Here is a 13,000-nt window from a genome sequence, read left to right as displayed (position 1 = left end):
GACGCTTGCCGCCCTGCCGCAGCTTGCCGTCACGAGGGCATCGCGCCTTGCGGCGGCGCTCGGCTACGGGCGCGTCGCCGGCTTCGCCATCTGTCTTTGGCCCGCCCTCTACCGCCAGATCCGTCTGCCGGTCTTCGCAGTGCTCGTCTATTCGGTATCCGTGGTCGACGTCGCCATGATCCTCGGGCCGAAGCTGCCGCCGACATTGCCGGTGCGAGTAACCCAATGGGCCGGAGACGACGACCTCGGTGCGCGATTTCTCGCATCGGCGGGCGCTTTCCTGCAGCTTGGCATCGTCGTTGCCGCAATGGCGAGTTGGATCGTGCTCGAACGGGTCGGGAAAGCCGTTCTCGCGCGCCTGACCCTTTCCGGACGGCGCTTTGCGCGGGACGGCGCGCTTCGCGCCGCGGGCGCCCTCGCCATGAGCACCTGTACGGTCACCATTTTCGCGGGGCTCAGCGTGCTTTCGATCTGGTCGGTTGCAGGCCTCTGGCCCTTTCCCGACGCGTTGCCCGGAAGTCTCACGCCCAATACCTGGATGCGCACATTGCCTCAACTCTGGGCCCCGCTCGGCACCACGGTCGCGCTCGCTCTTTCGGCGTCATCGCTGGCGCTCGTATTTACCATCCTCCTGCTCTACCGCAACGGCATCGCCGGCGGACGGAAGAATGCAGCCGGCTACCGGCTGCTTTACCTCCCCTTGCTCGTCCCGGAGATCAGCTTCGTTTTCGGGCTGCAGGTCCTGATGCTCTCGGCGGGGCTCACTCCCGGCTTTGCGAGCGTGCTGGCGATCCATTTCGTTTTCGTGCTCCCTTACGTGCTTCTGTCGCTGTCGGCCCCCTGGCGCGCGGTCGACCCGCGCTTCGAAAAAATTGCCGCCGGCTTCGGCAAGCCGGCGTTGGAAATCCTGTTCACGGTCCGGCTGCCATTGCTCTTTCGTGCCTGCCTCACCGCGCTCGCGGTCGGTTTCGCCGTGTCGGTCAGCCTCTATCTGCCGACGCTCCTCATCGGGTCCGGGCGGCTGACGACGATCACGACCGAGGCCGTCGCACTCTCGTCGGGCGGCGACCGGCGGGTCATCGGCATCTACGCCCTCGTTCAGGGTCTCCTGCCCTTCCTCGCATTTCTCGTTGCGTCGCTCGGCCCGCAGTTGCTATTCCGCAACCGGCGGGCAATGAGGACGTGAATGCAGGAAAACGCCGGGTCAAATTCCCCGATCAAGACAGGATGCCTGACGCTCTCGGAGGTGACGATCGGTCTGGGCGGCCGGGCCCTGCTCGCCGTATCGGCGTCCGTCGCGCCGGGCGAGGTGCTGACGATCATGGGGCCGTCCGGCTCCGGCAAGTCGACCCTGCTCGCCTTTGCGGGAGGCTTTCTCGATGCGGCATTCGATGTGAGCGGCCGCATCCTGATCGACGGCAAGGACCTGACGGCGGTTCCCGCCAACCGGCGCCACGCGGGCATTCTGTTTCAGGATCCGCTGCTCTTTCCCCATCTATCGGTCGGCGGCAACATCGTCTTCGCCATAGCGCCGGCTGTCAAAGGACGAGCCGCACGCCGCCGGCTGGCCGATGCAGCCCTCGACGAGGTGGGCCTTACCGGCTTCTTCGACCGCGACCCGGACACGCTCTCCGGCGGCCAGAAGGCACGCGTGGCGCTGCAAAGGGTACTCGTTTCCGCGCCACGATTCCTGCTTCTCGACGAACCTTTCTCCAATCTCGACGCGGCGCTCAGGCAGCAGACGCGTGAGCTTGTCTTTTCCAAGGCGAGGGCGGCCGGGCTGCCCACCATCCTGGTGACCCACGACAGTGCCGACGCGGAAGCCGCCGGCGGCCGCGTGATCGAAATCGGAATGGAGGAGCAGGCGTGATGCGCGCGCTTCCGACCCTGCCTATCCGCGAGATCCTGCCCGGCCTTGGCGACGCGCTCGCTTCGTCGGGATCGGTCGTGCTGTCGGCTCCTCCCGGCGCCGGCAAGACGACGCTGGTGCCGCTTTTTCTGCTCGACCAGCCCTGGCGCGGCGACGGCAAGATCATTCTGCTCGAACCGCGGCGGCTCGCAGCGCGGGCCGCGGCCGGACGCATGGCCGAACTTCTGGGGGAGAAGGTCGGCGAAACCGTCGGCTACCGGATGCGGCTCGACAACCGCGTATCGGGCAAAACCCGGATCGAAGTTGTAACGGAGGGCGTCTTTAGCCGGATGATCCTCGACGATCCCGAATTGTCCGGCGTTTCGGCTGTCCTTTTCGACGAGTTCCACGAGCGTTCGCTGGATGCCGATTTCGGGTTGGCGCTGGCGCTCGACGTGCAATCGGCGCTGCGCGAGGACCTCAGGATCGTCGTCATGTCGGCGACGCTCGACGTCGAACGCATCGCCGGGCTCGTCGGCGATGCGCCGGTCCTGAAAAGCGAGGGCCGGAGTTTCCCTATCGACATACGCTACGAAAACAGAGCGGCCGGTGAAAGCGTCGAGGACGCGATGGTCCGCACGATTGCAGAGGCGCATCGTTCCGAGGAAGGTTCCATCCTTGCCTTCCTGCCCGGGCAGGCGGAAATCGCCCGCACGGTCGCGCGGCTCGCCGATCGCTTCGGGGAGGCGACCGCAATCGTGCCGCTCTTCGGCAATCTGAGCCAGAAGGAACAGGATGCGGCGATCCGCCCGGCACCGAAGGGCACGCGCAAGATCGTGCTGGCGACCTCGATCGCCGAAACCTCGATCACCATCGACGGCGTCAGGATCGTCGTCGACAGCGGCCTGCAGCGGCTGCCGGTCTTCGAGGCCTCGACCGGCATCACGCGGCTCGAAACCGTGCGCGTTTCAAGAGCCTCGGCCGATCAGCGCGCCGGGCGCGCCGGAAGGACCGAGCCGGGTATCGCGATTCGCCTGTGGCATCCCGGCCAGACGGCGGCGCTCGCCGCCTTCACGCCGCCGCAGATCCTTGCCAGCGATCTCTCCGGACTGCTCCTCGATCTTGCCCATTGGGGTGTGGCCGACCCGTCGACGCTGAAATTCCTCGATCCGCCGCCGGAGACGGCCCTGCGCGAGGCGCGGGGCCTGCTCGTCGAGCTCGGCGCGATCGACAGCCGCGGGGCGCTGACGCCGAGGGGCCGCAGGATCCGCGATCTGGCGCTGCCGGTGCGGCTTGCGGCAATGTCGGTCGCAGCCGCCGAGGAAGGGCGGGCGCAGGAGGCCTGCCTTCTCGCGGTGATGCTCACCGAGCAGGGCCTCGGCGGCAACAGCATCGATATCGAGGAGCGGCTGCGCCGGTTTCGGAGCGAGCGCAGCGACCGGGCCGAGGCCGCCCGCGGTCTGGCGCGGCGAATGGCCGGCGAACTCGGCGCATCGAACAAGGCGGGTCTGGAGCCCGTTCTGCCTGGAGCCCTGCTGATGCACGCCTTTCCCGACCGCATCGCGCTGCAGCGCGGCGGGCGCGGCCGCTTCGTCATGGCGAATGGACGCGGCGCCGAGATCCCCGAGACCGAACGGCTTGCTGCGGCCGGAATGCTCGTCATTGCCGATCTTACCGGCAGAGCCGGGGCGCAGCGGGTGCTCGCTGCAGCGGAAATAACGAGAGGCGATGTCGAAGGGCACATGCCGGACGCCATCGTCACCGAGGAGCAAAGCTTCTTCGATCGGGCCAGCCGGCAGGTGCGTGCGCGCCGGGTGACACGGCTCGGGGCGATCATCTTCGAGGAGAAACCCCTGCCTCGCCCCAGCGGCCAGGCGGCGGCGCGGGCACTCGCGGACGGTATCCGGCAGCTGGGGCTCGCCGCTGTCCCCTTCCCGAAGGACGTGGAGCAACTGCGCGACCGTATCGGCTTCCTGCACCGCTCCATCGGTGAGCCCTGGCCGGACATGTCGGACGCGGCGCTGATCTCCCGTCTCGACGCGTGGTTCGTTCCGTTCCAGGGAGACGCCGGCGGCATTGACGGGATCCAGGGCCGCGATCTCGCCGAAGGCCTCATCTCGCTCGTTCCATACGGCCTTCAGCGCGACCTCGCGCGGCTGGCCCCTACGCATTTCGAAGCGCCGACAGGCCAGCGTCATCCGATCCATTACGACGGCGACGAACCGCTCCTGTCGATCCGCGTTCAGGAGCTCTTCGGCCTGAAAGCGCATCCCGCGATCGGCGACGGTCGGCTGCCGCTGCTTCTCGAGCTGATTTCCCCCGGCCACCGCCCGATCCAGACGACCCGGGACCTGCCCGGCTTCTGGGCCGGTTCGTGGAAGGACGTCAGAGCCGAGATGCGCGGCCGCTATCCGAAACATCCCTGGCCGGAGGATCCCGCCAATGCGATGCCGACGACGCGCGCGAAACCGCGCGGGACTTAGAACGGGCGGAAAAGTGTACTCCAAAGTGGCCGGATGCGGCTCTACGGCGCACCGCGGTCCGCCGCCGTTTCATATTTGCCGGGTTCGGAATAAAGTCCGGTAAGATGAATTGACGCCCGGTCGCGCATGCGACCCGCATCGCGAAACGGAAACGCATGGCAGCTGCGACACTCTATAACGATCAGAACAGCAATCGCAGTCTGAGGCTGCAGACGCTCATCCGGCTGCGCTGGCTGGCGGTGGGCGGACAATCGCTCGCCGTCGTCGTCACGGCGCTGTGGCTGCAGTTCCCGCTGCCGATCGTTCCCTGCTCCGTATTGATCGCCTGCCTGGCGCTTCTCAACGTCTTTCTCACGCTCCGCTTTCCGCCGACGCAGCGGTTGACGCCGCCGGCCGCCTTCTCCCTGCTCGGTCTCGACCTTGCGCAACTGACTGCGTTGCTCTTCATCACCGGCGGCCTTGCGAATCCCTTCGCGCCGCTTCTCTGCGTGCCGGTGATCATCTCGTCGGCCTCGCAGCCGAAGCCGCAGAGCATCGTGCTGGCCGGCCTCGCCGTCCTTGGCGTCACCGCCCTTGCCTTCTCGCCCTTCCCGCTGCCCTGGTATCCGGGCACCGTTCTGCTGATGCCGCGCGTGCTGACGGCGGGCATCTGGTTCGCGATCGTCTCGATGACGGCCTTCGCCGCCTTCTACACCTATCGCGTCTCGCTCGAGGCAAGCGAGCTTTCCGAAGCGCTGACGGCGACCGAGCTCGTCCTCCAGCGGGAGAAGCACCTGTCGCAGCTCGACGGTCTCGCGGCCGCCGCCGCCCACGAACTCGGAACGCCGCTCGCGACGATCAGCGTCGTCGCCAAGGAGATGGAACGGGAGCTTGGCGACGATCCGCGTTTCGGCGAGGACGTCCATCTTCTGCGCAGCCAGAGCGAACGCTGCCGCGACATTCTGAGGCGGCTGACCACCCTTTCGTCCGAAAGCGAAGAACATATGCGGCTTCTGCCGCTCTCATCGCTGATCGAGGAGGTGATGGCGCCGCATCGCGAATTCGGCATAGAAATCGAGCTGAAGGAGCAGGGCGATCGCGCCTCGGAGCCGGTCGGCATCCGCAATGCCGGCATTCTCTACGGCCTGGGCAATCTGCTGGAGAACGCGGTCGACTATGCGCGCAAGAAGGTGACCGTCACGACGGAACACACGGCCGAGCGCGTGCGGGTGACGATCGAAGACGACGGCGACGGTTTTTCGCCGGACATCCTGGCGCGGATCGGCGAACCCTACGTGACGCGGCGGCAGAAGGACGACAGTGCCGGCGGGCTCGGCCTCGGTCTCTTCATCGCCAAGACGCTGCTCGAGCGTTCAGGTGCCCGGCTGCGCTTCGAGAACGGCGGCTCGAAACACCCGGGCGCCCGGGTCAGCGTCGAATGGCCGCGCGTGCTGATGGACACGAAACTGGCGAAATGACTTTTGGCGGTTTATTGAAGACAGGTGCGGGGAAACCCACATGATTGCCGGCAAAACCACCTACCGCATGTTTCCTTTGATCCTGTCCGGTGAAAGAATAGAACATGCAGCACTTGAAGGGTTACAGCGGCCCTTGCGCGCCCGGTGAGACGCATGGCGCTGTAGGGATTTGAGAAATGATCGAAAAGTCGATGCCTGCGCCAAACACTCACGCCGCCGATGCGGACCTGATCGGGCCTGACAAGAGCCTTCTGATCGTCGATGACGACACGGCCTTTCTGCGGCGCCTCGCCCGCGCAATGGAAGCGCGCGGCTTCGCGGTCGAGATCGCCGAATCGGTCGCCGAAGGCATAGCCAAGGCGAAGACCCGCCCGCCGAAACATGCAGTCATCGATCTCCGCCTGAGCGACGGCAGCGGTCTCGACGTGATCGAGGCGATCCGTGGGCGCCGCGACGACACGCGCATGATCGTTCTGACGGGCTATGGAAACATCGCGACAGCGGTCAACGCCGTGAAGCTCGGAGCTCTCGACTATCTGGCCAAGCCCGCAGACGCCGACGACATTCTCGCGGCGCTGATTCAGCGCCCGGGCGAGCGGGTGGAGCCTCCGGAAAACCCGATGTCGGCCGATCGCGTGCGATGGGAGCATATTCAGCGCGTCTATGAAATGTGCGAGCGCAATGTTTCCGAAACGGCGCGCCGGCTCAACATGCACCGTCGGACCCTGCAGCGCATTCTGGCGAAACGGGCGCCGAAGTAACTCGCGCCGCCTTTTTAATCCCGCTCGCCGCTGACGATGTCGCTGATCGACTGGCCGAGCTCGCCGTTTCGCTCGGCTGCCCATTCTGCGAGCGTCAGGCGCTGCGCCGCCGTGCGCGCGAAGGCCTGCGTCACCGATTTTCGCGTGCTCGGCGGCAGGCGGTGTTCCGGAGCGTCGCGCAGCATATGCGCGCCGTAGCCGTCGGAAAGCATCAGCCCGCATTCTTCCGGAAAGATGTCGAGGGGAACCTGCGCATGCGTTGCGAAGAACAGGCGGTCGCAGTGGAGCCGGTATTCCGGCCACTTGCGATCGACGCGGAAGTCCTCGATCGAGGTCTTGATCTCGATGATCCAGATTTCACCCTTTGGCGAGAGCGAGATGAGATCGGCCCGCCTCCCGCTCGCAAGCGTCAGTTCGGGCAGAGCCGCGTGGCGCAGTTCCATCAGCAGCCGCTGAACGCCGCGCCTTACCTTCATCGCCCGCTCTGACTGGCGACCGTCTGCGAGCGGATTATCGCCATGGATAGACAAGATCGTCATTGCCGCCCTCGGAAAGTGCTACGGCGACCTTTGCGCCTCTGACGAGACGCGCGGCGCTGCAGGATGGTTTGTTGCAAAAAAGCAATCGTCACGGAATTTACACCTTTCGGCCACATTGCGGGGGGCCGGTCCCTTGCGCACTGCGGTGCAATAGAAAATAAGCTGTTGCCGCTGACGGCCGGACACCCTCCCCCGTATTTTCCTGACCTCTTTTACGAGACCATCATGCGCTTCCGCAACGCTCTCCTTCTGTGCAGCCTGGCGGCCACCGTTGCCCTCGCCGGCTGCTCACAGACCACGACCACGGCCGGCTCCTCTCCCGAGGGCGAAAAAGTGGCGACGAACCAGATTTTCTCCAGCAATTATGGCCCTGTTGAGGACCACGGATATGCGGTGCCGGGCGTTCCGATCAACCGCGTAGATCAGCGTTTCCATCGGCAGATCGTCGATTATCCGACGAAGGAACGCCCGGGAACGATCGTCGTCAACACGCCGAGCCGCTTCCTCTATTACGTGCTGCCCGGCGGCAAGGCCGTACGTTACGGGATCGGCGTCGGCAAGCAGGGTTTCGCGTGGGAAGGCGAGGCCTATGTCGCCTGGAAGCAGGAATGGCCGACCTGGCACCCGCCGAAGGAAATGGCCGAGCGCAAGCCGGAAGTCGCCAGATATGTAGAGGCCGGCATGGGCCCGGGCATCAGCAATCCACTCGGTGCCCGCGCTCTCTATCTCTTCAACAAGGAAGGCCGGGACACGCTGTTCCGCCTGCACGGCACGCCGGAATGGTCGTCGATCGGCACCGCCGCCTCGTCCGGCTGCATCCGCCTGATGAACCAGGATATCATCGATCTCTATTCGCGGGTCCGCCCCGGCCGCAACGCACGCGTCGTCGTGCAGCAGTAACGGCTGCAACACATCGAAAAAGGGCCATCCGGTGGTGCCGGGTGGCCCTTTCTTTTTGCCGTCGCGGCGTGATTGCGCTCGATTCGATAAGTTGGCGCGTCCTTTGTGCGTCCCTTTAGACGCGCGGCGCGCCTTGTTGATCCCCTCATTCCTGTGCTCGTCACAGGAATCCAGCCAGACCAAGTTCTTGGGCTGACCGAACGCTTCCCGCGCCGCAGACGCGGCGAGGGCATTGCGTCACCGCTTGACCATCTCGCACATTCGCAAATTAAAGTCGTAGTAGCCGCACATCCCCGGTCCCTCATTCCTGTGCTTGTCACAGGAATCCAGCCAGACCAAGTCCTTGGGCTGAAAGAACGCTTCCCGCGCCGCAGACGCGGCGCTGCTCTCATCCCTGTGACGAGCACAGGGATGAGGGGAGGAGAGATTGCAGCCCTCCGAAGAGTTTTCTACAGCGCCGGGCGTCTTATGAGACGCGCCAAGGTCGCTGTAGCCCTTTGAGCTGCTGCACGGTCGGTACTCAATGAATTCAAGCGCATCGCCATGCGTGCCGGCAAAACCGACCAGAGCTTCGACGCGATTATCCATTTCGCGGCAGCCGTCATAGACTCAAAAAGAACCTCAACAGGCCTCAGGCCCGCTGCTTCGCCTTCAGCTCCAGCCGGCGGCGATGCAGGACCGGCTCGGTATAGCCGTTCGGCTGCTCGCGGCCCTTGAGCACGAGATCGAGCGCCGCCTGAAAGGCGATCGATTCGTCGAAGCGCCCGGCCATGGGCTGGTAATTCGGATCGCCGGCGTTCTGCCCGTCGACGATCGCCGCCATGCGCTTCATTGTCTCCACGATCTGCGCTTCGCTGACGATGCCGTGATGCAGCCAGTTCGCCATATGCTGCGCCGAGATGCGCAGCGTCGCGCGGTCCTCCATCAGGCCGACATTGTTGATGTCCGGCACCTTGGAGCAGCCGACGCCCTGGTCGACCCAGCGCACGACATAGCCAAGAATGCCCTGCGCATTGTTGTCGAGTTCGCGCTGGATTTCTTCCTCGGTCCAGTTCGGCCGTGGGGCGACCGGCACGGAGAGGATATCGGCGAGCTTCGCGCGGGCGCGGCTCTTGAGGCCCGCCTGGACTTCGGCGACGTTGACGCGGTGATAGTGGGTGGCATGCAGAGTCGCGGCCGTCGGCGACGGTACCCAGGCCGTGTTCGCGCCCGCCTTCGGATGAGCGATCTTCTGCTCCAGCATCGCCGCCATCAGGTCCGGCATCGCCCACATGCCCTTGCCGATCTGGGCGTGGCCGGAAAGCCCGCACGCTAGACCGACATCGACGTTCCAGTTCTCATAGGCCGATATCCATGGCGCCTGCTTCATGTCGCCCTTGCGGATCATCGGGCCGGCTTCCATCGAGGTGTGGATTTCGTCGCCGGTGCGGTCCAGGAAGCCGGTATTGATGAAGACGACCCGTTCGCGGGCGGCGCGGATGCATTCCTTGAGGTTGACGGTCGTCCGCCGCTCCTCGTCCATGATTCCCATCTTCATCGTGTTGGCCGGAAGCCCGAGCGCCGCCTCTACGCGGGCGAAAATCTCGCAGGCGAAGGCGACTTCCTCCGGCCCGTGCATTTTCGGCTTGACCACATACATGGAGCCGCTGCGGGAATTCGCCCGCCGGCCGTTCCGGCCGATGTCGTGGAGTGCGATCAGCGCCGTCACCATGGCATCCATCAGGCCTTCCGGCACCTCTTTGCCGTCCCGGTCGAGGATCGCGGGGTTGGTCATCAGGTGCCCGACATTGCGCACCAGCATCAGCGACCGGCCCGGCAGTGTCAGAGTCGCGCCGTCCGCAGCCTTATAGGCCCTGTCGGGGTTGAGCCTCCGGGTGAACGCCCTGCCGCCCTTGGTCACCTCCTCCTCGAGATCGCCTTTCATCAGCCCGAGCCAGTTGCGGTAGACGAGCACCTTGTCCTCGGCGTCGACGGCCGCAACCGAATCCTCGCAATCCATGATCGTGGTGATCGCCGATTCCAAGACGACGTCGGATATGCCGGCTGCATCGGCCTTGCCGATGGGTGTCGTTGCGTCGAGGACGATGACGACGTGAAGGCCGTTCCGACGCAGAACGATCTCGGACGGCGCCGCGGGGTCACCAGCATAGCCGGCGAACTGAACGGAATTGCGCGGAGCGCTCTTCGTGCCGTCGGCAAGCGTTACGGTCAGCGTCGCTCCCTCGATCGAGAACGATTCGGCATCGCTCCAGCGGCCGGCCGCCAGCGGAGCGCTCGCGTCGAGAAATTCTCGCGCCCAGGCGATGACCTTGGCACCGCGCTTCGGATTATATCCCTTGCCGCGCTCGGCCCCGTCGGTCTCCGCTATCGCATCGGTGCCGTAAAGGGCGTCGTAGAGCGATCCCCAGCGGGCATTGGCGGCATTGAGCGCATAGCGCGCATTCATCACCGGCACGACAAGCTGCGGCCCGGCGATCGTCGCGATTTCGGAATCGACATTTGCGGTCGAGACGTAAAAATCGGGACCTTCCGGCAGGAGGTAGCCGATCTCCCGCAGGAAGGCTTCATAGGCTTCCATGTCGACCGGGGCACCATGCTCGCGATACCAGCCGTCGAGCCTGGCCTGCATCTCGTCGCGCTTGACGAGAAGGGTCCGGTTTTTCGGTCCGAGATCGTGAACGAGATCCGAGAAGGCGGAAAAGAACCGCTCCGCCTCGACCCCGGTGCCCGGCATCGCCTCTTCGACGAGAAAGCGGTGGAGCCCCGCATCGATCTGCAATCCATATTTCTCAACGCGGTCCATGCCACAGCTCCTGATTCAGTATTCCCATTGCCATAGATAGAAGCGGCGCCCGGAAGGAAAAGCGCTTTGGCCCCGCTCACATGCGCGGACACTCTCTCATCAAAGCATTCCCTGTCAATTCCGCAAGGATGCGAAGAATTGTTTCCGGAATGGAAAAGGTCAAGACGCGTGATGCGCGATACGGGGCCGGCCGCTTGCCGAGGCGATGAAGCGTGCCTCGATCAGCTTGCGGCTGCCTTCGACTTCCGGCGCGTCGATCTCTTCCCGAAGCACCGCGGCGGGTTCTTCTGCACCGTTGGCGCGGGCGCTCTCCAGGGCCATCATTTCGGCGCGCCGGCGGGCGACGCCGAAAGCTTCCTGCTCATCGACGAAGCGTTCGCTCGCGCCCGCACCGTTGACGATGAAAATGCCTTCTTCCGGCGTCGTCACGAAGACGGTGATCGTTGCCCGCACCTGACCGACAACCGCGCCGACGGCGTTTGCCACATCTGCCTCCGCCGGGATCGCGGCGTCGGTGGAAAGCATTTCGGCGATGGCGGGGTAATAGACCGGCGCCGAGGCGCCGAGACCGACAAGCGGCCGGTCGAGGCTGATCGAAAAGCGCACTATGCCCGGTTCCCGTTTCAGCGCCCGGTCGACGGCAAGTGAGGCGGCGGGGTCGATGGCGGCGCCGTCCTCGCTGAGACAGGCTTGCAGGATGGCTTCGGAGGATTGTCGCGTCAGCCGGTCGACGATCAACTGCGCGAGAGCTTCGACGGAGGCGGCGATAGGCTGTCCCGATCCGTCCTTGGTGCGGGCGGCGATCTCGAGGCCCAGGCGTGCGGCCTCGCCGTTCCACTGCGCCTGCCGTCCGAGAACATGCATCGCGTCCGAGGGGGTGAGCCCGCAGATATGCACCAGCCCGCGCGCCACGAGCCGGTCGAGCGTTGCCTTCTGCGGCGTGCTGACGAGCAGGTCCGCAAGCGCCACCGGCACCATGCCGATGCGGCCGTAGAGTGCCTGCTCCTGCGGCTGAAGCCCGCTCGCCAGGTGGTCGGGCAAGCCGGTGCGGACCGCCAGGCGTCCATCATGCCGGCCGGCATGAGGCGCCCGCAACTGCCTTTCGAGCACCGACAGGACGGCGTCGCCGTGCAGGGCCGCGGCCAGGCTCAAGGGCAGGAACCGTCGGGGCCCGAGATCGAGCTTGGCCTTGAGGCCGCGGTCGTTGATCTTCACCTCGGAGTCGCCGCCGAGGCCGTAGGTACGCATGGCGACCGCCTCGACCATGGTGCGAAAGCCTCCGACGACCGCGCCCTCCGCATCGAGTCGCGGGCGGCCCTTTTCGAGTACGGCTACGTCTGTCGTCGTGCCGCCGATATCGGAGACGACGGCGTTGTCCAAGCCGGTCAGATAGCGAGCACCGACGAGGCTCGCGGCCGGCCCGGAAAGGATCGTCTCGATCGGGCGCAGCCGCGCTTCGGCGGCCGAGATCAGCGCACCGTCGCCGCGCACCACCATCATCGGCACGTCGATGCCGCGGGCCTTGAGGAAGTCTTCGCACGAACCGATCAGCCGGTCGATCATCGAGACGAGGCGCGCATTCAGAAGCGTCGTCAGCGCCCGGCGCGGGCCGCCGAGCTTGGAGGAAAGCTCATGGCTGCAGGTGACCGGCAGGTGCGAGACCTCGCGGATGCGATCGCGCACGCGCTTCTCGTGGTCCGGGTTGCGCACGGCGAAATAACCGGCGATGGCGAAGGACGACACCTGAGAGCCGAGTGCCGGCAGCGCCGCGTCGAGCGCACTCATGTCGAGCGGCGTCTCGCCTCCATGGACGTTGTGGCCGCCGGGAAGGAACAGAACGGGATCGGATCCGAGCGCTTCCTGAAGGCCGTCGCGCTTCAGGTCTTCGGGAGCAAAACCGATCATGATCAGGCCGGCACGGCCGCCCTGGCCTTCGACCAGCGCATTGGTGGCAAGCGTCGTCGAGAGCGACACGAGGCTGATCGCCGAAACCGGCACTCTCGCCTTCGCGAGCACCGCCTCCACCGCGCCGGAAACGCCCTCGGCCAGGTCGTGGCGGGTCGTCAGCGCCTTGGCCTTGGCGACGACGCCGGTAGCTTCGCTGAAAAGGACGGCGTCGGTGTAGGTGCCGCCGGTGTCGATGCCGAGGAGAAGATGCGGGGTCAATTTCTGCTCAGTCCAATGATGAGGGTCCGGAAGGGTCTGTCC

The 13,000-nt window shown here is 65.5% G+C and carries 10 protein-coding genes (1 of these 10 only partly in view); 6 read left to right on the top strand and 4 right to left on the bottom strand.

Going from position 1 to position 13,000, the window contains the following annotated elements:
• The 5 genes from AC5J09_RS12390 to actR form a co-directional block, all read left to right on the top strand.
• Window positions 1-1,186, top strand: partial view of an ABC transporter permease gene (locus tag AC5J09_RS12390; RefSeq protein WP_494297711.1) — the 3' portion only. The gene continues 503 nt to the left of window position 1, outside the view; only the last 1,186 of its 1,689 coding nucleotides appear in the window; its start codon lies off the left edge, out of view; the stop codon is at window positions 1,184-1,186.
• A complete protein-coding gene (locus AC5J09_RS12385) occupies window positions 1,187-1,870 on the top strand; it encodes an ATP-binding cassette domain-containing protein (RefSeq protein WP_275597068.1) in 684 nt (227 codons plus the stop codon).
• The gene (hrpB, locus tag AC5J09_RS12380; RefSeq protein ID WP_494297710.1) at window positions 1,870-4,332 is read left to right on the top strand and encodes an ATP-dependent helicase HrpB; all 2,463 of its coding nucleotides are present in this window, start codon (window positions 1,870-1,872) and stop codon (window positions 4,330-4,332) included. The genes AC5J09_RS12385 and hrpB overlap by 1 nt, the downstream gene beginning before the upstream one ends.
• A gap of 155 nt (window positions 4,333-4,487) precedes the next feature.
• Complete coding sequence (locus tag AC5J09_RS12375) at window positions 4,488-5,789, top strand: ActS/PrrB/RegB family redox-sensitive histidine kinase (protein ID WP_018098632.1); 1,302 nt, start codon at window positions 4,488-4,490, stop codon at window positions 5,787-5,789.
• 176 nt (window positions 5,790-5,965) lie between these two features.
• Window positions 5,966-6,550, top strand: coding sequence for a global response regulator transcription factor ActR (actR, locus tag AC5J09_RS12370; protein WP_003531971.1), 585 nt, complete (start codon window positions 5,966-5,968; stop codon window positions 6,548-6,550).
• Between the two features lie 14 nt (window positions 6,551-6,564).
• Here actR and AC5J09_RS12365 read toward each other — a convergent pair whose 3' ends face one another.
• The gene (locus AC5J09_RS12365; protein ID WP_100672586.1) at window positions 6,565-7,089 is read right to left on the bottom strand and encodes an MmcB family DNA repair protein; all 525 of its coding nucleotides are present in this window, start codon (window positions 7,087-7,089) and stop codon (window positions 6,565-6,567) included.
• Between the two features lie 225 nt (window positions 7,090-7,314).
• Between AC5J09_RS12365 and AC5J09_RS12360 the strand changes: the two genes are divergently transcribed.
• Entirely contained in the window at window positions 7,315-7,989 is a 675-nt protein-coding gene (locus tag AC5J09_RS12360; protein ID WP_018098635.1) for a L,D-transpeptidase, read from the top strand.
• Window positions 7,990-8,226: 237 nt separating this feature from the next.
• On the opposite strand, the gene AC5J09_RS12355 is transcribed toward AC5J09_RS12360, so the two are convergent.
• The 3 genes from AC5J09_RS12355 to AC5J09_RS12345 form a co-directional block, all read right to left on the bottom strand.
• Window positions 8,227-8,577, bottom strand: coding sequence for a hypothetical protein (locus AC5J09_RS12355; RefSeq protein ID WP_494297709.1), 351 nt, complete (start codon window positions 8,575-8,577; stop codon window positions 8,227-8,229).
• 43 nt (window positions 8,578-8,620) lie between these two features.
• The gene (locus AC5J09_RS12350; RefSeq protein ID WP_494297708.1) at window positions 8,621-10,792 is read right to left on the bottom strand and encodes a malate synthase G; all 2,172 of its coding nucleotides are present in this window, start codon (window positions 10,790-10,792) and stop codon (window positions 8,621-8,623) included.
• A gap of 159 nt (window positions 10,793-10,951) precedes the next feature.
• Window positions 10,952-12,958 (bottom strand): hydantoinase/oxoprolinase N-terminal domain-containing protein, encoded by a 2,007-nt coding sequence (locus AC5J09_RS12345; RefSeq protein WP_494297707.1) that lies wholly within the window; start codon window positions 12,956-12,958, stop codon window positions 10,952-10,954.
• Window positions 12,959-13,000: the final 42 nt, after the last annotated feature.

The sequence above is a fragment of the Sinorhizobium sp. genome, from assembly GCF_059070375.1.
The sequence above is the reverse complement of the archived record's forward strand: the minus strand, read 5'-3'. Positions and strand labels throughout refer to the sequence as shown.